We start from the raw sequence: 19,243 nt of genomic DNA, 5'->3' as shown, positions 1-19,243 counted from the left end.
AGACTGCGATGACCGTCGGCATGTGGATCCCGGTCACCGACTACCTGACCGGGTGGGCGGAGAACCTGTTCCCGAAGCCGGACCTGTCCGAGCTGGCCGTGGTCGGCCACAGCACCCGGATCACCGGCGGCGTGAGCACCGTGGTGATCCAGGTCGAACTCGCCACCGAGCTGACCCTGGCGCTGCCCGGCATCGACATCGTCACCGCGCGGCTGCTCCCGGCCGCGGACGGCTCGGACCTGACCGTCGAGTTCGACTGGACCGGCCCGTTCCGGGCACGGCTGCTCGACCTGGGCGCCGACCTGGTGATCGACTCCACCTTCCTGGTACCGGTGGACAACAGCTCCGGCCGCTGGGAGCCGACCGGGGCGCAGGCGACGATCGGGTTCACCGCTGGCGTGGCCGAGCTGGACGGGTCCGGTGGGATCACGTTCTCCGAGGATGTCGCGCTGTCGATCCCGCCGCTGCGGCTGGGCGACACCGGGTTCGTCATCGAGGCGACCGGGGCGCGGTTGTCGTTCAGCGGCGAGCAGCCGCCGCCGGACACCGCGGTGGAGGGTTTCCGCGGCCTGCTGTTCGACAGCGCGACCGTCTACTTCCCGGACGGGCTGGACGTGGCGGGCATCACCCCGGACAGTATCGAGGTTGCCGACGGGGCGATCGGTACCGGTGGCTTCTCCGGCGCCTTCACCGGCAGCTGGGATCCGGTCTGGGACGGGCTGACCCCCTCCGGAGAGGGTGCCGGTACGTTGCTGGGCTTCGCGTTCGGCCTGGACTCGCTGGAGCTGCAGATCCAGCAGGACGTGGTCACGGGCGCGGCGGTCATGGGGACGCTGGCCGTACCGTTCTTCGACCAGCTGCTCACGGCCTCCCTGACCGTCGGCACCGACGGCGGCTTCGCCGCGACGGTCACCGGTACCCCGGACTCCCCGCGGGCGGTCGACGCGAACGGCACGCCTCTGCCGGTCAACACCCCGGCGATCGCGGAGCTGTCCATCCCTGGTGTGGCGAACCTCCGGCTGGACGGCCTCGGCCTGGTCCGCGACGGCGACGGTACCGGGCTGCTGGTCACCGGGGAGCTGGACCTCGTGGTCGGCGCGCCGGCGCTGGACTGGCCGACGATCGCGATACAGGACCTGCGGATCGCCCCGGACGGGCACGTGCACGTCGCCGGCGGGTGGATCGACCTCCCCCAGCCGATCGCCCTGGACCTGTACGGCTTCGGTATGGAGATCACCCGCATCGGATTCGGTACCGAGGACGACGGCCGCCGCTGGGTGGGCGTGGACGGCTCGCTACGCCTGACCGAGCTGCTCCCGGCCGGGGCGAGTGCGCGCGGGCTGCGGGTGCTCTGGGACCCCGCCGACCCGGCCCAGGCGCCGCAGCTCACCCTGGACGGCCTGGCAGTCGGGTTCACTGTGGCCGGTGTGGCCGAGTTCGCCGGCGAGGTCGCACTGGTCACCGACGACTCCGGGGCGAAGGCGTTCACCGGCGCCCTACGGCTGGGCCTGGACCCGCTGGACATCGGTATCGACGCCGGTCTGACCATCGGGCGCAAAGACACTGGTGTGTACGCCTTCCTGCACCTGGGCGTGGACCTGCCGCTGCCGCTGGGTGCCACCGGTACCGCCCTGTACGGCCTGGAGGGGCTGCTGGCGGTCAACATGGCCCCGACGGCCACCGGCGGCGACTGGTACGGCTGGTACAAGCAGGGCCCCGTGGAATTCAGCGCCACCGAACCGAGCAAGTGGGCGCCCGAGACCACCACGTGGGCGATCGGTGCCGGCGCCAGCATCGGTACCCTGCCGGACGCCGGGTTCTCGGTGAACACCCGCGCGCTGCTGGTCGCCGTACTGCCCGGCCCGGTGCTGCTGCTGCAGGGCACCGCGGACCTGCTCAAGATCCCCCCGGCGCTGTCGGGCTCCGCGGCGCAGGAGGGCACGTTGGGGCTGCTGGCCGCACTGGACGGCCGGGCGGCCACCCTGCAGCTGGGCATCGACGCATCCTGGAGCGTGCCGGTGGTGCTCTCGATCGCCGCCGCCACCGAGGCGTTCTTCGACTTCGACCGCTCCGACGCGTGGCACGTCTGGATCGGCAAGGACACCCCGGCCTCGGCCCGGATCCGCGCCGAGGTCCTGTCCCTGTTCCACGCCGACGCGTGGCTGATGCTCGGCGCCGACGGCATCGCCACCGGGCTGGGCGTGTCCTGGGGGGACCGGTGGCGCTACGGCCCGGCCAGCATCGAGGTACGCAGCTGGATCAGCGCCGCCGCGACGCTGTCGAAACACCCCGCCCAGCTGACCGGGACCCTGCACCTGGGCGGCACAGCCGAGGTCGCCCTCGGCCCGTTCGGGGTCGGGCTGGCCGTGCGGTCCCGGCTGACCGGCAAGGCGCCCAGCCCGTACGAGGTCGCCGGCCGGCTGGCCGTGACGGTCGAACTTCCACCCCCGCTGAAGGATCTGGACGTCGACCTGGAGCTGAGCTGGCGCCAGCCGGCCGTACCGCTGGTCGAGGACCCGTGGTCGGGCGCGCTGGCCCAGCATCCACTGTGTACCGAAACCTGGCCGCCTGTGATCGACGGCACGCAGCCGGACCCCGACGCCGACGCGCCGCTGGTGCCACTCGACGCCGGGGTCCTGCTCACCTTCGGCCAGCCGATGGGCGACCCGACCGCGATCGCCGACAACCCGCCGGCGTCGGCACCCACCACCGTGATCGGCGACTACACCGCCGACTACTCCATCACCGGGCTCACCCTGTCCCGGCGCCGGCGCAGCCGACCCGACACCGGCTGGCAGGACGTCACCGGCACCGTCTTCGGGACATGGACCCCGGACGCCGCCTCGGCCTCGGGTGTGGCCGGATCGCGGCTGCAACTGATGGCCCGCAGCCCGTTCGCCTTCACCCGCTTCAGCTCACGGCGCTGGACCGACGACTTCCTCGCCGGCCAGCCCGACTGGCCGTGCGACTCGGCGCCACCGGAGCCGATCTGCCTGACCTGGACCGACCAGAGCGCCGGTACCGTCATGCCCAGGCTGTGGCTCCAGGACGGGGCGGTGCTGTCCGCCGCCGCCGCACCCACCGTGGTCAACCTCCCAGTCGTCGGGCACGTACTGAAGCTGGGCCAGCGGCTACCCCTGTCGCGGCTATGGGTCACCCTTCCCGAACCGGCGGCCGAGGTCACCGCACAGGTCGCGGCCATCGCCGGCCCGGTGGTGCTCAGCGGTTGGAATGCCGGCACCGTCGTCGCCACGCGCGAGATGCCGGCGGGTCAGGGCGGCGACCTGACCGTGACCGGCGAGGCGTTGCAGGCGGTCACCGTCGACGCGATCGGGGCCAGTCCGGCGATCGGGATCGAGGCCGGACTGGCGGCGCTGTGCTGGCTCCCGGCGGCGGCCGCGCGGACCCCGGCCGCCGAGCAGACCGCCCGGCTGACCACCGCCCGGCAACGCTGGGCCGACACCCAGCCGATCTTCGAGCCCGACTGCCACTACCTGCTCGAGGTCACCACCCGGGCCCGGCTGGCCAGCGCCGACGGAACCCCGGTCCATGACACGACGTACACCCACACCGTGCGGTTCCAGACCGGTGGGCCACCGGCCATCCCGCCGGACCGCCTGCGCCCGCCCCCGGTACCGGCTACGGGCTTCCCCTTCGGCGGAGTACTGGCGGACCTGACGCCATACCTGCAACGAACCGTGCCCGATCCCGGCGCGGCGCCGGTGTTCCGGGCCTACGACCTCAGCGCCACCTTCCGCACCGACGCGGTACCCCAGCTGTACGGCGGGGACCTGACACTGCGACTGTACGGCGAGGACGGGCAGCCGGTACGCGACGGTACCGGCGCCGACATCGTGCTCGACTGTGCCTGGCAACAGGCGCCCACAACCACCGTCACCGACGCGGACGCCGCCTGGCTGACCCGATTGACCCGCTGCCTGGGCACGCCGGGCGCCGGTACGGTGCGCGGCGACGACCTGCTGCACGCCGCGCTGCCGGCCGGGACGCTGCTGCCGGCGCGACGCGCGCTGACCGCCCGGTTGAGCGCCACCCGGCCGCTGTTCACCGACCCGTTCACCGACCTGGCCGCGTTCGAGCAGCAGGTACTGAGCACCGGATCCGGGGCGAACAGCTGTACCGCCGCCGGTGGTATCGCCACCATCGCCCGCCCAGCCATCGAACTGGGGGCCGTGGTGGCGCTGGCCGGTGACCCCGACGTGGCCGCCTGTACCGTCGCGTGCACCGCCCGCCCCGCCGGGCCGGGCAGCTTCGGGCTCGTCGCCGGGCACAGCGGGCCGGACCGGTGGGTGGCACTCGAGCTGACCGTCGGCGGCGGCCGGCAGCTGGTGTCGGCCACATCCACCGGCTCGCACGCGGTGCTGTGGCACGACGACGGCGCCGTCACCGCCGGGGTCGACTACGCCCTGGCCCTGACCTGCACCAGCGACACCGTCACGGCACGCATCGGCGACCTGGAGGTCACCGTACCGGCCGCGGCCGGCCCGGGCCGGTTCGGTCTCCTGTCCGGGATCCGCGCACCACTGGGCTGCCAGATGCGCGACCTCGTGGTCCGCTCCGCACCAGCCACGACCGTGTACTCCTGGCGGTTCACCACCTCGGCCCACCCCGGCCTTCCCGAGATGCTGGCCACCTTCACCGGGACGACCTGGCCGGCACCGGCCACTGTGGACACCAGTACACTGGCGAGCCGCACCTGTGACGCTGCCAACGGATTGGCGGGCGCCGCCGCAGATCTCACCAGTGCCCGGCAGGAGCTGGCCGCGGCGGTCTCGGCCAACAACCCCGTGGACCTGCAGGCGCTGATCGCCGCCGCCGGCGCTGCGGTGCAGCGGCAACACGCCGAAGCCGCCGACAGCTACGACAGCCTGGCCGCCGCCCTCGCTCTGGCGTACCGGCCGGCACCCCCCGTGGTCGAGGTACTCACCGTCGCCGACCACGGCCGTACCGTCGCGCTCGTGCTGGACCTGCCCGAGCCGCTGCCGTGGGAACGGTTGACCTGGTCACTGACCCCAATGGGCCCGCATCCCACCTCTGCCCTGAACGACGCCGTGCTCGCCTGGAGCGCCGACGGCTCACACGCCGTACTGGCGCGTACCGGCGGCAAGGCGTTCCCACCAGGACCCTGGTCCCTGACACTGCACTTGGCCCTTGATGTGGGCGCCGAAGCAGCCGTCTGGACACGTAACGGAAGGGCAACCCCGGAAGGCGGGACGCTCCAATTCACCGTACCGTGACCGACCTGGGGCGTTGGGGTCGATGCTTTGATCATCCGCAACCTGCAGCCGGACGCGACACGAGGACCGCGGCTGGAACGCGCTGGAACGCCGAAGGGGCATGAAGCTACGACGTACCTTCGCGTCGCTGCTGGCGGCCCTGGTGGCCACGATGCTCATCGTGGCGCCGGCCCCGTCCCCGGCGAACGCTGACGATCCGCCGCTGCCGCTGATCAACGTCGGCAGCAACAAGTGCTTCGAGCCGACCGAGCCCACCGGGCACGTCGAGTGGGCCGGCGACCCGGTCAAGCAGAGCACGTGCCGGGGCGCCGCCCTGCAGAACTGGAGGTTCGAGTCGGTCGGTTACGTCACGTACAACGGCGGCGAGCCCCCGTGGTGGTGCTTCTGGTGCATCACCATCGGGAACACGGGCTACCACATCGTGAACCAGCAGACCGGCCAGTGCCTCGACGCCCGGGACGGCGCCACCGCGGACTGGTCGGTGGTCCAGCAGTGGACGTGCAAGGACAACAACGCGCGCAGCATGATCTGGTTCATCGGCGACGGCGACTTCCCGGACGCCAAGACGCTCTTCAACGTCAACAGCGAGCTGTGCCTGGACGTCGCGTGGGGCTCGTCGGATGACGGGGCCCAGATCCAGCAGTTCCACTGCACGAGCGACAACACGGCGCAGAACTTCCGGCAGTAGCGCAACGGCGGGGCCCGGCACGCACCGGGCCCCGCTCACGGCCCCGCGTGGTAGAGCCGCAGCAGGACCGCGCCCCCGAACAGCAGCGCGCACACGCTCACCAGCCAGAAGAAGCCGGAGAACAGCGAGGCCGGCAGGAACGTCATCCGACGCAGCAGGAGGGCGTCGGAGCCGGGGTCGCCCTCGGCGCGGATGCGCTGCAGCACCAGGACGTGCCCGAAGCCGCCCAAAAGCAGGAACCAGATCCAGGTGTACGTGAAGAAGACCTGCTGCCCCGCCGAGCCCTTGCGTATCAGGAGCACGGCGAGCGCCCCGACCACGACGACGGTGAACCGGGCGACGTATGTGCCCGACGCGAACAGCGCCGCCAGCAGGAACAGCACGCTCAGCCACAGCACCAGCCGCACCTGGTCGTGCGCGAGCAGCAGCGCCCCTCCGACCCCGAACCCGGACGGCCCGGTGTACCCCGCGATGCCCATCAGGAACCCGCCCACCGGCCCGAGCCCGCTGGCCTTGGTCTCGCCGCCGCGGCCCCGGTCCATGTTCAGGTAGTCGACGGTGCCGCCCATCATCGAGGCCGCCAGTGCATGGCCGCCCTCGTGCGCGAGCGTGATCGCGTACCCCACGACCGGCCACAGGATCACCGAGACCGCGAGCGCGAGCAGGCCGGAGCCGACCACGACGAGCTGCGAGGCGTGCACGCCCCGGACGCTAACCAAGCGGGTGCCGGAATCCCCTCGGATGATTCGACTGATTTACACGTATAGATCAATTGCACGCAGCACCCGGGCGGCGCCGTCCTCCGGCGCCAGCCGCGCGGCGAGGGCCTCGGCCCGGTGGCGGTACACGGGATCGCCGACCGCCGCGCTCAGCACCGCGGCCAGCCGGTCCACGGTCAACCGGCGCCGCGGCACGGGCCCGGGCGTCACGCCGAGGGCGGTCAGGCGCTGCGCCCAGAACGGCTGGTCGGCGCGGAAGGGCACCGGCACCGCGGGCACACCGGCGCGCAGCCCGGCCGCCGTCGTCCCCGCGCCGCCGTGGTGCACGACGGCGGCCGTCTGCGGGAACAGCCACTCGTGCGGCACGTCCCCGATGGCGAGCACGTCGTCGCCGCCGGCCCCTTCGTGCACGAGCGCGCGCACCTTCGCCTTGCGCACGGCCTTGACGACGAGGTCGGACCGGTCGCCGAGGCCGACGTACACCGGCGGCGGCCCGGCGGCGAGGAAGTCCAGCAGCGCGGGGTCGGGCGTGAAGCCGGGATCGCCGGGCGGCCACCAGAACCCGACGGCGCGGTACCACGGCGGCCAGTCCTCGGGCGGCGGGACGACGATCGGACTGTAGCCGAAACAGATCGGCCGGCGCCGCGCCTGGAACGCGCGGGCGGTGACGGGCGGCAGCCCGAGCCCGGCGCGCAGCCGGTCGACGGCGGCGCGGTACGGCCGCCCCCTGACCGCCGACGAGGGCGTCACCGGCCGCCGGTACACCCCGAGGCCCGGCCGGCCCAGCCCCTCGGCGATGTGCACGCCGAACGAGGTCAACGACGTCAGGAGCAGCAGATCGGCCGCCCGGGCGGCGTCGAGCATCGCTGCGGCGAGCTGGTCCCAGTCCGGCGCCGGACGCCCCGGGAACAGCGTCGCGGCGAGCGCCTCGAGCGGCAGCCGGTGAAACCCGAGCCCGTGCCCGCGCAGGTACCCTTCGAACCGCCCGTCGGCGGCGACCGTGACCCGATGCCCGGCCTGCTGGAGCCGCACCCCGAGCCCGGCGTACGGCGCAAGGTCCCCCCAGCGGCCGACGGCCATGATCGCGACACGCACCATGGTGCGAGCATCACCGACACGCCTGTGATCAACCTGAGGAGCGCGTGTCGCCCTACCCCTGGGCGAAGGCCCGCGGAACCATCGCCGCGTGGCGGCCGGGCAGGAGGGCCAGGCAGCGCCGCCGCGCCTCCGCAGGACTCAGCGACGCATCCAGCACGACGGCCGTCAGTTCCGGCCCGTCCGCGAGCCGCGCCACCCCCGCGCCCAGCGCGTCGTCCAGCAGGCGCTGCACCTCGGCCACGTCCACCCAGCAGCCGTCGACGAGGTGCCACCCCGCCGGCCGCTCGATCGCGCCCACCGCCAGCGCTTCCACCACGGCGCCGGGCTCCAGGTCGTTCGGGGCCGCCGCAACGAGCAACCGCTCCAGGGCCAGCAGCAGCTCCCGCGCCTCCGCCGGCGAAACGCGCCCGGTGTCGCCCGTCCACACGCGGGCCACCAGCACGTCGTCGGCGCGGCCGAGGTCGAAGCGCAGCAGGATGTTCGTCGGGGGCATGTCGACCCACAGCAGGTCGGTCGGGGCCGGGTCGGAGTCCGCCGCCGGGGCGTCGAACCCGCGCGTGTCGACGATGACGCTGTTGAACAGGGGCTCGAAGCTCGGCGCCAGGCCGCGTTCGGCCATCCGGGACAAGGTTCCCTCGTCCTGGCGGTACACGTGGTAGGCCCCGTTCACGCCCGCCTGCAGGACCGCGCCGAACGTGCGGCGGATCAGCTCGTCGAAGGCGGCGCCCGCGGTGTCCACGGCCACGAACGTCGACTGGGCCAGGGTGCCGACGAACTCGCTCAGCCCGGACTCGAAGCGGTTGGCCGAGAGCATCACGAAACGGCAGATGTCGTACCCGGTCCGGCGCGCCAGCAGCGCGCACCACGCGGCCAGCACGATCGTCGGGCGGCTCGTGCGGGTGCGGGCGGCGATCCGGTCCAGGGCCCGGGCCGCCGCCTCCGACGACATGCCGCACGCGCCCGAGCCGGCGGCCGGGTCGGCCCGCGGGCGGGCGTAGAGGTGCGCGGGCGCGGCCTCCACGTGCCGGAACCAGTGCCGCAGCGCCTGCTCCTGCCGCCGGCGCCGGGCCGGGGCGCGCTCGGCCTCGGCGCGGTCGAGCGGCTGCAGGACGACGTCGGCGAGCTCCTGGCCGCGGATGAGGGCGTCGAACTCCCGCTCCAGCACCATGAGCGCCTGGAAGTCGACGGCGATGTGCGAGTAGACGGCCGTCAGCGCGCCTTGAGCCAATGAAACCGCGAATCGCACCGGCTCGGAGGCCGAGACGGGGCCGAGATCCGCCGGAAGCTCCGCATATACCGCCAAAGGGACGCTGCCCGAGTCCAGGACCTGCTGCGAACCGGGGTCGCCGAGGGTGTACCGGCTGCGCAGCCCCTCGTGCCGGCTCACCAGCGCGCCGAGGGCCGCGACCACGGCCGCCAGGGTCGCGCCCGGCGGGACCGGCAGGTGCTGCTCGAGCCGGGCCGCGGGCGCGTCCGGGGCGTCGGCGAGCCACTTCGCGACGTTGAGCTGACCGAGCGTGAGCGGGCCGGCGGCGGTCCGCGAGCCGTGGAACCCCACCGGGATCACCTGCACCATGGGCAACGATGATCCGGATCACATCGAGAGATCGCCATCGACGAAGAACCCCGGAAGCGGCGAGCTTCGGTCCTGCTAAAGGACGATTCGGCGGTACCGCGGGCTTGCGCATCTCGGGTAGTGTGCGCGAGGCATTCGGCGAGAGGACGAGGGACCATGACGCAGAACGGGATGCGACAGTACGACGACCGCATGGCTGGCCCGGGCGTCATGCAGCAGCCGGGCGAGGTGCCGGGCATGGGTGGCGAACAGGCCAAGGCGCTCGCCGTGCTCACCATGGCCCAGCGCACCGCCGAGGAGCACATCAACACCGCGATCAACGAGGCCGAGCAGATCCGGGGCGAGGCGCACGCCAACGCCAACCAGATCATCTCCGACGCGCAGGCCCAGGCGGGCGCGCTGCGCGACGAGGCCGAGAAGATCCTGGGCCGGGCCCGCAGTGCCGCCGAGAAGATCGCCCGCGAGGCCGAGGCCTACGCGGCGGACACGGAGCGCAACGCCGGCGAGGTGCTCGCCGACGCCCAGGCCCGGGCCGAGGACATCGTGCGCGAGGCGCAGGACAACGCGTACGACATCAAGCAGCGCGCCGAGCAGATCTACGAGGACGTCGTCGGCGGCCTGACCTCGAAGCGGCAGGCGCTGCAGGGGCAGATCGAGGCGCTGGAGCGCTTCGACCAGGAGTACCGCTCCCGCCTCACCGGCTTCATGCAGCAGCAGATGCGCGCCCTGTGGGTCGGGCAGCCGCAGGTGGCCACGCCGCAGGAGATCCAGGACGGGTCGGCCGTCGCGGGCGAGCTGCTGCCGGCCCAGCGCGGCGCGCACGAGGACGAGCACGACGTGCAACTCGCCGAGTAAAGCGTTCTCTCAGCTTCGGCCGCTAGCGTCCCCCGCGTGGAGCGGATCGAATGCCAGTGGTGCCGGGTGCAGAACGCGCCCGGCTCCACCTCCTGCCTGACGTGCGGTGCGCCGCTCGACGTCGCCAACGTGGTGAGCGACTCGGGCTGGCGCGAGGCGCCCCGGCTGCGGGACATGACCGAGTTCCGGTTCTCGAACTCGGTGGCCCAGGTCGAGGGTGAGCTCGTCCCCGTCATCGACATGGCGCTCGCCCCCGGCGACGCGGTGTACTTCGAGCATCACGTCCTGCTGTGGAAGGACGAGCAGACCCCGGTCACCGCCATGCCGACCGGCGGCGGGATGCGCCGCGTGTTCGGCGGCATGCCGTTCGTGCTGACCCTCGCCCACGGTCCCGGCCGGGTCGCCTTCTCCCGCGACTCCCCCGGCGAGCTCGTGGTGCTGCCGCTGCACCCGGGCATGGAGCTCGACGTGCGCGGCCACGCGTTCCTGCTCGCCACGCACACGATCGGCTACGACTTCATCCGCATCCAGGGCCTGGCCAACGTGCTGCACGGCGGCAACGGGATGTACCTCGACCGCTTCGTCACCACCGCCGCCCCCGGACTGCTGGTGCTGCACGGCTACGGCAACGTGTTCGAGCGCTACCTGCGCCCGGGCGAGAAGATCCTGGTCGAGCCGGGCGGGTTCCTCTACAAGGACGCCGCCGTCGGCATGCAGGCGGTGCAGATGCCGGTCAAGACGGGGCTGATGCGCCGCGGGATGTACCTGGCCGAGATGACCGGCCCCGGCCGTGTCGGGATCCAGTCGATGTACGTGCACCACCACTCGGAATGAGGGCGCGATGACCGAGGGGTACGTCGTCTGCCGGTACTGCCGCATGCCGCACCCGCCCGGCGGCCCGTCCTGCCCGAGCTGCGGGGCGGCACTGGACGTGCGGCAGGTCGTGTCCCGCTCGGGCTGGATCGAGCAGCCGCCGATCAAGGACATGGCGCGCATCCAGTTCGGGCAGTCGCGGGTGCAGCTCGAGGGCCGGTACGTCCCGGTCGCCGACTTCACCCTGTCCGGCCAGGAGTGGATCTACTTCGCCCACCACGCGCTGCTGTGGACCGAGCCCGGGGTGCGGCTGGGCAACACCTCGCTCGCCGGCGGCTGGAACCGGATGCTGGCCGGGCTGCCGCTGATCATGATCGAGGCCCGCGGGCCGGGCCGGCTGGCGCTCTCCGGCGACCGCCCGGGCGAGCTCATCGCGCTGCCGCTGGCCCCGGGCCGGCACGTGTGGACCCGCGAGCACCGGTTCCTCACCGCCACCGGGAACGTCACGTACACCTGGCAGCCGACCGGCGTCTGGTACGACACCGGCACCGGCGACGACCGCGAGACCCACTACCCGCTGGGGCAGTACGGCGACCTGTTCTCCGCCCAGCAGGGCCCGGGACTGCTCCTGCTGCACTCGCCGGGCAACACGTTCCTGCGCGACCTGGCCGCGGGCGAGACGATCCTGGTGCAGCCGGGGGCGCTGCTGTACCGCGACGTCTCGGTTCAGGCCCACCTGCACCTGGAGTACCCGCGCGGCACCCAGCGCATCTCGTGGCGCTCGTCGTTCAGCCAGCGCAACGTCTGGCTGCGGCTCATCGGCCCCGGCCGGGTCGCGGTGTCCTCGGTGTTCCACCACACCAGCTCGGAGAGCATCACACGCAACTCCGCCGCCACCGTGCAGCGCTGGTAAGTTTCAGGACAACTTGACAACCTTCGATGTTAGGGCTCGAATATGTGAGCGCTAACATTCGAGGAGATACCGCCATGTCCCTGCTGAAGTCCAGGCGCCTGTGGCTCGCGACTGCCATCGCGGCCACCCTGATCGCGAGCGCCGCCGGCGCCGCCGACGTCGACGCCGCCACCGCCCCGCTCGCCGCCGCCGCACCCACCAGTCCCCCGGCGTCGTATCCGAACCCGGGCACCGTCACCGGCAACACCGGCACGCACGACCCCTCGGCGGTGAAGACGCCCGCGGGCGGCTACATCGTGGCGTACACCGGAGCCAACATCCAGCTCAAGACCTCGTCGGACCGCACCGCCTGGCGCAACGCCGGGGCCGCGTTCCCCAGCGGGGCGTCGTGGACCCTGCCGTACACCGGCGGCAGCAACCAGCTGTGGGCGCCCGACATCTCGTACCACAACGGCACCTACTACATGTACTACGCCGCCTCCACCTTCGGCTCGAGCCACTCGGCGATCTTCCTGGCCACCAGCAGCACCGGCGCGTCGGGCTCGTGGAGCAACAAGGGCCTGGTCATCGAGACGACCACGTCGAGTAACTACAACGCGATCGACCCGAACCTGGTCGTGGACGCATCCGGCGGCTGGTGGCTGTCGCTCGGCTCGTTCTGGACCGGCATCAAGCTGGTCAAGATCAACCCGTCGACCGGGCTGCGGGCGGATTCGACGGTACGGTCGATCGCCCAGCGGACCGGCTCGTCGACGGCGATCGAGGCGCCGTACATCTTCCGCCACGGCAGCTACTACTACCTGTGGGTGTCGTTCGACCTGTGCTGCCGCGGCGCGTCGAGCACCTACCGGATCATGGTCGGCCGATCCACCAGCATCACCGGGCCGTACACCGACCGCAACGGCACCGCGATGACCTCCGGCGGCGGCACCCAGGTGCTGGCGACCCACGGCAGCATCCACGGCCCGGGCCACCAGGCGGTGCTCGCCGACAGCGACGGCGAGGTGCTGTTCTACCACTACTACGCCAACAGCGGCGCGTCCTACCTGGGCATCAACCTCGTCGGCTACGACTCCGCGGGGTGGCCGTTCGTGTACTGACCCTTGCGAAGGGCTCGGGCCGGACCCTACGGTCGCGGCATGTCGCTCCTGAACGATCTGGTGCAGGCCGTCACGTCCGGTTCGATCGAGGTCGTCGACCTGACCGCGCCGCTGAGCGGGGACACGCCGATCCTGCAGCTGCCCGAGCCCTTCGGCAACACCTGGCGCTTCGAGTCCGAGGAGATCAGCCGGTACGACGAGCGCGGGCCGGCCTGGTACTGGAACAACTTCCGCTCCGGCGAGCACACCGGCACCCACTTCGACGCGCCGATCCACTGGGTGACGGGCCGCGACGGCGAGGACGTCGCCCAGGTGCCGGCGCAGAAGCTGTTCGCGCCGGCCGTGGTCATCGACAAGGCCGGCCGGGCCGCCGCCGACCCCGGCTACCTGCTCGAGATCGAGGACGTCCAGGCCTGGACGGCCGAGCACGGGCCGCTGCCCGACGGCGGCTGGCTGCTGTACCGCACCGGCTGGGACGCTCGCGGCGACGACGACGCCGCGTACCTCAACGCCGGCAACACCCCCGGCGTCTCCCCGGCCTGCGCGCGGTGGCTGGCGGAGCAGACGCCGATCATCGGCATGGGCGTGGAGACCGTCGGCACCGACGCGGGCGCCGCGCACTCGTTCGACCCGCCGTTCCCCTGCCACTCGTTCCTGCTCGGCGCCGGCAAGTACGGGCTGACCCAGCTGCGCAACCTGGACCGGCTGCCGGCACGGGGCGCGGTCGTGGTCGCCGGCCCGCTGCCGATCGTGCGCGGCTCCGGCAGCCCGGCGCGCGTGCTCGCCCTGGTCGAGCGCTGACGTGCTCGTCGCCGAGGCCATCGGCCGGGCCCTGGCCCCGGAGTTCGTCTTCGGGGTGGTCGGCAGCGGCAACTTCCACCTGACCAACGCCCTCGTGGCGGCCGGCGCGAGGTTCGTGGCGGCCCGGCACGAGGGCGGGGCGGCGGTGATGGCCGACGCGTACGCCCGCACCTCCGGCCGGCTCGGCGTGCTGACCCTGCACCAGGGTCCGGGCGTGACGAACGCGCTCACCGGCATCGCCGAGGCGGCCAAGAGCCGCACGCCGATGGTGGTGCTCGCGGCCGACACCGGCGCGGCCGGGGCCCGCTCGAACTTCCGGCTCGACCAGGCGGCGCTGGCGGCCGGCATCGGCGCCGCCTTCGAGCGCGCGGCGACCCCGGCCTCGGCCGTGGCCGACGTGCTGCGGGCCGCCCGGCGGGCCCGCACGGAGCGGCGCACCGTGCTCGTGAGCCTGCCGCTGGACGTGCAGGCCGCGGATGCCCCGGATGTCGTACCGCACACAGAGCCCCTGCCGCCGGTACACCTGCCGGATCCCGCGTCGGTGCGGGCCCTGGCGGAGCTGATCGCCGGCGCGCGCCGGCCCGTGTTCATCGCCGGGCGCGGCGCCCGCTCGCCCGGGGCCGCGGCGGCGATCGCGGCCCTGGCGCAGCGGTGCGGGGCGCTGCTCGCCACGTCGGCGGTGGCCCGGGGGCTGTTCAACGGCGATCCGTGGTACCTCGACGTGGCCGGCGGGTTCGCCTCCCCGGCCGCGGCCGAGCGGATCGCCGGGGCCGACGCGGTCGTGGCGTGGGGCTGCTCGCTGAACATGTGGACCACCCGGCACGGAAGGCTCATCGGCCCGGGCGCGGCGGTGGCCCAGGTCGACGTCGACCCGGACGCGCTGCACACCGGCCTGGGCGTGCTCGGCGACGCGGCGGCCACGGCCACGGCGGCGCTCGCGCTGGTCCCCGCCGCGGCCGGCTGCCGGACGGCGCCGCTGCCGAGCGTGCACTGGCGGGACGTGCCGTTCGAGGACGCCTCGGGCGACGGGCGCATCGACCCGCGGACGCTGTCGATCGCGCTGGACGACCTGCTCCCGGCCGAGCGCACGGTCGGCGTGGACTCCGGCAACTTCATGGGCTACCCGTCGATGTACCTGTCCGTGCCCGACGCCCCCGGGTTCTGCTTCACGCAGGCGTTCCAGTCGATCGGCCTGGGCCTGGCCACCGCGATCGGCGCCGCCGTGGCCCGGCCGGACCGGCTGCCGGTGGCGGCGCTGGGCGACGGCGGCTTCCTGATGGGCATCTCGGAGCTGGAGACCGTCGTGCGGCTCGGGCTGCCGATGGTGATCGTGGTGTACGACGACGCCGCGTACGGCGCCGAGGTGCACCACTTCGGCCCGCACGGGCACCCGCTCGGCACCGTGACCTTCCCGGACACCGACCTGGCCGCGATCGCGCGCGGCTACGGCTGCGCCGGGGTCGTGGTCCGCTCGCCGGCGGACCTGGGCGCGGTGCGCGACTGGCTCGCCGGCCCCCGCGACCGGCCGATCCTGATCGACGCCAAGGTCACCGCCGCGCGCGGCTCCTGGTGGCTGGAGGAGGCCTTCCGGGGGCACTGAGCCGTTACGGTACTTGCATGCGCTTCACCACCACGCCCGTCGCCGGATCCGGCGGCCGCGTCGTCGTGCCGGTGCCGTTCGACCCCGATGCGCTGTGGGGCACCAAGGCCCGGCACCTGGTCGGCGGCACCATCGGCGGCCACCGCGTCCGGGGCAGCATCGAGCGGGCCGGCGACGGGTTCGCGCTGACGTTCGGCCCGGCCGCCTGCGTCCCGGCCGGGGCCGCGGTCGAGGCCGACCTGGAGCCCGAGGGTCCGCAGCGGGCGGACCTGGCCGAGGACTTCGCCGCCGCGCTGGCCGCGAGCCCGGCGGCCGGGGCGTACTTCGACGCGCTGGCGCAGTTCTACCGCAAGGCGTACGTGCGCTGGATCGAGGCCACGAAGCGCCGCCCCGACGAGCGGGCGCGGCGCATCGCCGAGGTCATCGCACTGCTGGAGGCGGGCCGGAAGGAGCGCCCGAAGCCATAGCCGCCAGCGCCGTCTCGGGCACGGCGACCGGCGGCCGGTCCCGGAACACCCACCAGCGCGAGAGCGTGTAGGTGAACACGGCGACGATCCCGGCGGCGAGCACGCGGGCGACGCGCACGTCCAGGCCCAGCTCGTACAGCCCGGAGGAGACGCCGACGGTGATGCAGTAGTCACCGACGGCCACGACCGCGAAGCGGACCACCTGGCGGCCCACCGGCGCGTGGGACCGGAAGTTCACCGTGCGGTTGAGCACGAAGTTCAGCCCGAACGCGGCCAGGTAGGCGATCGACACCGCGACCGGGATCGGCAGGTGCGTGGTGCGGCGCAGCAGCATGAGCAGGCCGAGGTCGACCGAGAAGGTGAACGCGCCGAGCATGGCGAAGCCGGCCAGCTCGCGCGGCAGCAGCCGGCGCAGCCGGGGCGGCAGGCGGTCGACCCACCCGGTCAGCATGTCGCCGGCGCGCTCCGCTGCGGTCATGCCCCGTATCCTCCCCTACCCGCGTGAAGCCCCGGTGGAGACCCCGCGAAGAATCGCGACCGCTACCGTCGGCTACGTGACTGTCGCGACAAGAATCCTGGTGACCGGCGGGACGAGCGGCCTGGGCCGCGCGATGGCCGCGGCGCTCGCGGCGAACGGCGCCACGGTCGCGCTCACCGGCCGCTCCGGCGAACACGCCGCCGCCGTCGCCGAGACCCTGCCGGGCGCGGCGTTCGGCCTCGCCCTCGACGTGCGCGACGAGGCCTCGGTGACCGCGGCGGTGGACGCGGCCTGGACCCGCCTCGGCGGCATCGACCTGCTCGTCAACAACGCGGGCCTCGGCATGCGCACCGTCAACCCGGCGTTCCTGACCGAGCCGCAGCCCTTCTGGCTGGTGCCGCCCGACGGCTTCCGCGCCGTCGTCGACACCAACCTGACCGGCTACTTCCTGGTCGCCCGGGCCGTCGTGCCGCGCCTGCTGGCGGCCGGCGGCGGGCGGGTCGTGAACATCTCGGTGAGCGAGTCGACGATGACCCGCGCGGGCTTCGCCCCGTACGGCCCCTCCCGCGCCGGCAGCGAGGCCCTGTCCCGGGTGATGGCGGCCGACCTGCGCGACACCCCCGTGACGGTGAACGTGCTGCTGCCCGGCGGCCCGACGGCGACGGGCATGGTGCCGCCCGGCCCGCGCCCGGCCGGGATGCGGCTGCTCGAACCGGAGATCATGGGCGCGCCGATCGTGTGGCTCGCGTCGGAGGCCGCGACCGGCGTGCACGACCAGCGCATCGTCGCGAGCGAGTTCGGTGCGTGGCTCGCGGCGCGGGGATAGGGTCTCAGCCATGGCGGTGAGCGAGGATTTCGAGCGGGCCCAGGTCGACGTGAAGAAGCTCGGGGCGCGGCCCGGCAACGATGTGTTACTGAAGCTGTACGCGCTGTACAAGCAGGGCACCCAGGGCGACGCGAGCGGGAGCCGGCCCGGGATGTTCGACCTCACCGGCCGGGCCAAGTTCGACGCGTGGAAGTCCGTCGCCGGGACGGCCCCCGAGGAGGCCCAGCAGCAGTACGTCGAGCTCGTCCGGCAGCTCCAGGGCCGCTGAACGGCCGGACCACTGTGACAAACGTGTGACTGTCGCCGGTACGGCTGGCGCGAACCCCGCGGCGCAGCTAACATGATCGATGAGTCCGGCATCTTCCCCCGTGGATGCCGGACTCCTTTATTGCCCGTCGACGGTCCGCAGGTACTCGTCCAGCAGCCCCGCCGCCGCCAGCATCGCCCGGCCCCGCGCCGTGAGCCGCTCCCGCCACGTGCCAAGCGTCTCCGCGAGCGCCTCCGGCCCGCCCGCCGCCCGCACCTGACGGACCACGGCCGCGATGTGCGCCAGCAGGTACCCGCCCCGCCGCAGCAGGTGCGCCAGCTCTGCGTCGCGCACGTCGGCCGGCCCGTACACCCGCTGGCGTGTGGCCCGGTCCCGCTCCGGCGCCAGAATCCCGGCCCGCTCCCACTTGCGCAGCGTCGCCGGCTTCACCCCGAGCCGGTGCGCCAGCGCCCCGATCGGCACCGCCCGGGCCACCGGCGGCGGCAGCGGCGCGGCCAGCACCCGGGCCGCGGCCGCCACGCCGTCGAGGGTCTCCCGGTCCCGCAGCAGCTGTGCGTGGCTCGCGTCCAGGAGGCGCAGCGCCCCGTCCACGTCACCCCCGCCCACGGCCCGCATCACGTCCCCGGCCACCGCGTGCCCGTGCGCCGGCACCAGGGCCAGAAAGGCGCGCAGCGCGGCCGCGTGGACGTGGGTGTACCGGCGGTAGCCGCTCGCCGTCCGCGCGGCCGGCGGCAGCACCCCGTCCCGCTCGTAGTTGCGCACCGACTGCGCCGAGATGCCGTGCTCCCGCGCCAGGTCCACCGGCCTTTGAGACTTCACGCCCTCATCTCCAGCAGCAACGGGCCGAACCTTCACTAGCAGGTTCAGCGATACGGTAGAGGTCATGCTAGTGCGACTCCACGACGGCACGACCGTCGACGCCGAAGTCCGCGGCACCGGCCCCACGCTGCTGCTGCCGGTCGACCCGACGCCCGTCGAGGGCCCCCGCGCCGACGAGCTGCGGCAGTGGGGCAACGACCCGGCGCTCGGGCGCAACCTGATCGACGGGCTCGCCGGCGCCTTCCGGGTGGTCGCGTTCGACTACGAGGGCCGCGTCCTGGCCGAGCCGAAGCCGGACACGCTGACCGCCGACGCCGTCACCGCCGACATCCTCGCCGTGGCCGACGCGGCCGGGGCGGAGCGGTTCGCCTTCTACGGGTACAGCTGGACGGCGGTGAGCGGGCTGCAGCTGGCGGCGCGGACCGACCGGCTGACGGCCCTGGCGATGGGCGGCTGGCCCCCGCTGGGCGCCCCGTACGCGGGCATGCTGCGCGTCACCACGGCCACCCACGAACTGGCCCGGCACCCGCCCGCGCCCCGGGAGCCCACGGGCAACGCGTGGGCCGACGCCGAGTTCACCCTGTCGGAGCCGCAGACGCGCCAGTTCGTGACGCTGTACCTGTCCTTGCGCGACTTCGACGAACGCGCCGCCCTGACCACCGTGACCTGCCCGCGCCTGTGCCTCGTGGGCGGCGCGGACACCATCACCTACGACGAACGCTGGGGCGACGTCACGATCGACCTGGCCGAGCCGGTCCGCGCGCACCGCGCGGAGCTTGCGACCCTGGGCTGGGAGGTACACGTCCTGGAGGGCCTGGACCACATGGCCGCCATGCAGGCGGAGCGGGTACTGCCGATCCTGCGCCCGTTCCTGGAGGCGGCCCTGCTCTGAGACCTCACCGCGGCCGGGACGAGCCGGCAGATCGCCCGTTTGGACAGAGTCGTGCGCCCCGACAGCCATCGAGGG

At 73.4% G+C, this 19,243-nt stretch carries 17 protein-coding genes; 12 read left to right on the top strand and 5 right to left on the bottom strand.

The annotated features are described in order from the left end of the window. Positions 1–8 precede the first annotated feature (8 nt). Positions 9–5,255, top strand: coding sequence for a hypothetical protein (locus AB0B76_RS27670; RefSeq protein ID WP_360380868.1), 5,247 nt, complete (start codon positions 9–11; stop codon positions 5,253–5,255). 100 nt (positions 5,256–5,355) lie between these two features. After that, positions 5,356–5,943: an RICIN domain-containing protein gene (locus AB0B76_RS27665; protein WP_360380865.1), complete on the top strand. Its 588-nt coding sequence runs from the start codon at positions 5,356–5,358 to the stop codon at positions 5,941–5,943. Between the two features lie 35 nt (positions 5,944–5,978). Here the strand turns inward: AB0B76_RS27665 and AB0B76_RS27660 are convergent, their stop codons facing one another. The 3 genes from AB0B76_RS27660 to AB0B76_RS27650 are packed head-to-tail and all read right to left on the bottom strand — an operon-like array spanning position 5,979 to position 9,336. Continuing rightward, positions 5,979–6,644 carry a M50 family metallopeptidase gene (locus AB0B76_RS27660; protein WP_360380862.1) on the bottom strand — a complete coding sequence of 222 codons (666 nt, stop codon included), beginning with the start codon at positions 6,642–6,644 and terminating at the stop codon, positions 5,979–5,981. A gap of 54 nt (positions 6,645–6,698) precedes the next feature. Beyond that, a complete protein-coding gene (locus tag AB0B76_RS27655) occupies positions 6,699–7,760 on the bottom strand; it encodes a glycosyltransferase (protein WP_360380859.1) in 1,062 nt (353 codons plus the stop codon). A 52-nt stretch (positions 7,761–7,812) separates the two neighbouring features. Next, complete coding sequence (locus AB0B76_RS27650) at positions 7,813–9,336, bottom strand: hypothetical protein (RefSeq protein ID WP_360380856.1); 1,524 nt, start codon at positions 9,334–9,336, stop codon at positions 7,813–7,815. 156 nt (positions 9,337–9,492) lie between these two features. Here AB0B76_RS27650 and AB0B76_RS27645 point away from each other — a divergent pair, with 156 nt between their 5' ends. The 7 genes from AB0B76_RS27645 (at position 9,493) to AB0B76_RS27615 (ending at position 15,885) form a co-directional block, all read left to right on the top strand. Further along, positions 9,493–10,191, top strand: coding sequence for a hypothetical protein (locus tag AB0B76_RS27645; RefSeq protein ID WP_360380853.1), 699 nt, complete (start codon positions 9,493–9,495; stop codon positions 10,189–10,191). Between the two features lie 36 nt (positions 10,192–10,227). After that, positions 10,228–11,025, top strand: a complete 798-nt coding sequence (locus tag AB0B76_RS27640; protein ID WP_360380850.1) for an AIM24 family protein — start codon at positions 10,228–10,230, stop codon at positions 11,023–11,025. 7 nt (positions 11,026–11,032) lie between these two features. Continuing rightward, a complete protein-coding gene (locus AB0B76_RS27635; protein ID WP_360380847.1) occupies positions 11,033–11,917 on the top strand; it encodes an AIM24 family protein in 885 nt (294 codons plus the stop codon). 74 nt (positions 11,918–11,991) lie between these two features. Further along, the gene (locus AB0B76_RS27630; protein WP_360380844.1) at positions 11,992–13,017 is read left to right on the top strand and encodes an arabinan endo-1,5-alpha-L-arabinosidase; all 1,026 of its coding nucleotides are present in this window, start codon (positions 11,992–11,994) and stop codon (positions 13,015–13,017) included. A 39-nt stretch (positions 13,018–13,056) separates the two neighbouring features. Continuing rightward, positions 13,057–13,818 carry a cyclase family protein gene (locus AB0B76_RS27625; protein ID WP_360380841.1) on the top strand — a complete coding sequence of 254 codons (762 nt, stop codon included), beginning with the start codon at positions 13,057–13,059 and terminating at the stop codon, positions 13,816–13,818. Position 13,819: 1 nt separating this feature from the next. Further along, the gene (locus tag AB0B76_RS27620; RefSeq protein ID WP_360380839.1) at positions 13,820–15,418 is read left to right on the top strand and encodes a thiamine pyrophosphate-binding protein; all 1,599 of its coding nucleotides are present in this window, start codon (positions 13,820–13,822) and stop codon (positions 15,416–15,418) included. Between the two features lie 17 nt (positions 15,419–15,435). Then, positions 15,436–15,885 carry a YdeI/OmpD-associated family protein gene (locus tag AB0B76_RS27615; protein WP_360380837.1) on the top strand — a complete coding sequence of 150 codons (450 nt, stop codon included), beginning with the start codon at positions 15,436–15,438 and terminating at the stop codon, positions 15,883–15,885. Here AB0B76_RS27615 and AB0B76_RS27610 read toward each other — a convergent pair. After that, positions 15,839–16,363, bottom strand: coding sequence for a GtrA family protein (locus AB0B76_RS27610; RefSeq protein WP_360380834.1), 525 nt, complete (start codon positions 16,361–16,363; stop codon positions 15,839–15,841). The two genes, AB0B76_RS27615 and AB0B76_RS27610, sit on opposite strands and share 47 nt — an antisense overlap. Before the next feature lie 76 nt (positions 16,364–16,439). Here AB0B76_RS27610 and AB0B76_RS27605 point away from each other — a divergent pair, with 76 nt between their 5' ends. Together AB0B76_RS27605 and AB0B76_RS27600 are read left to right on the top strand one after the other, a co-directional pair. After that, positions 16,440–17,189 (top strand): SDR family oxidoreductase, encoded by a 750-nt coding sequence (locus AB0B76_RS27605; protein ID WP_360380832.1) that lies wholly within the window; start codon positions 16,440–16,442, stop codon positions 17,187–17,189. A 10-nt stretch (positions 17,190–17,199) separates the two neighbouring features. Then, complete coding sequence (locus tag AB0B76_RS27600; protein ID WP_360380829.1) at positions 17,200–17,457, top strand: acyl-CoA-binding protein; 258 nt, start codon at positions 17,200–17,202, stop codon at positions 17,455–17,457. A gap of 117 nt (positions 17,458–17,574) precedes the next feature. Here AB0B76_RS27600 and AB0B76_RS27595 read toward each other — a convergent pair whose 3' ends face one another. Next, a complete protein-coding gene (locus tag AB0B76_RS27595) occupies positions 17,575–18,276 on the bottom strand; it encodes a TioE family transcriptional regulator (protein ID WP_360380827.1) in 702 nt (233 codons plus the stop codon). A gap of 64 nt (positions 18,277–18,340) precedes the next feature. On the opposite strand from AB0B76_RS27595, the gene AB0B76_RS27590 reads away from it, so the two are divergent. Further along, on the top strand, positions 18,341–19,168 hold the full coding sequence (locus AB0B76_RS27590) for an alpha/beta hydrolase (RefSeq protein ID WP_360380824.1): 828 nt from the start codon (positions 18,341–18,343) through the stop codon (positions 19,166–19,168). The last annotated feature ends 75 nt before the right edge of the window (positions 19,169–19,243 follow it).

The sequence above is a fragment of the Dactylosporangium sp. NPDC049140 genome (assembly GCF_040648435.1).
Note: the sequence above shows the minus strand (reverse complement) of the source record. Positions and strands in the feature narration are given on the sequence as shown.

Bases quoted from the DNA above. Each gene is read 5' to 3' on its own strand.
- AB0B76_RS27590 (WP_360380824.1), top strand. From the start codon at position 18,341: ATGCTAGTGCGACTCCACGACGGCACGACCGTCGACGCCGAAGTCCGC.
- AB0B76_RS27645 (WP_360380853.1), top strand. From the start codon at position 9,493: ATGACGCAGAACGGGATGCGACAGTACGACGACCGCATGGCTGGCCCG.
- AB0B76_RS27650 (WP_360380856.1), bottom strand. From the start codon at position 9,336: ATGGTGCAGGTGATCCCGGTGGGGTTCCACGGCTCGCGGACCGCCGCC.
- AB0B76_RS27635 (WP_360380847.1), top strand. From the start codon at position 11,033: ATGACCGAGGGGTACGTCGTCTGCCGGTACTGCCGCATGCCGCACCCG.
- AB0B76_RS27670 (WP_360380868.1), top strand. From the start codon at position 9: ATGACCGTCGGCATGTGGATCCCGGTCACCGACTACCTGACCGGGTGG.
- AB0B76_RS27600 (WP_360380829.1), top strand. From the start codon at position 17,200: ATGGCGGTGAGCGAGGATTTCGAGCGGGCCCAGGTCGACGTGAAGAAG.
- AB0B76_RS27615 (WP_360380837.1), top strand. From the start codon at position 15,436: ATGCGCTTCACCACCACGCCCGTCGCCGGATCCGGCGGCCGCGTCGTC.
- AB0B76_RS27610 (WP_360380834.1), bottom strand. From the start codon at position 16,363: ATGACCGCAGCGGAGCGCGCCGGCGACATGCTGACCGGGTGGGTCGAC.
- AB0B76_RS27665 (WP_360380865.1), top strand. From the start codon at position 5,356: ATGAAGCTACGACGTACCTTCGCGTCGCTGCTGGCGGCCCTGGTGGCC.
- AB0B76_RS27625 (WP_360380841.1), top strand. From the start codon at position 13,057: ATGTCGCTCCTGAACGATCTGGTGCAGGCCGTCACGTCCGGTTCGATC.
- AB0B76_RS27630 (WP_360380844.1), top strand. From the start codon at position 11,992: ATGTCCCTGCTGAAGTCCAGGCGCCTGTGGCTCGCGACTGCCATCGCG.
- AB0B76_RS27655 (WP_360380859.1), bottom strand. From the start codon at position 7,760: ATGGTGCGTGTCGCGATCATGGCCGTCGGCCGCTGGGGGGACCTTGCG.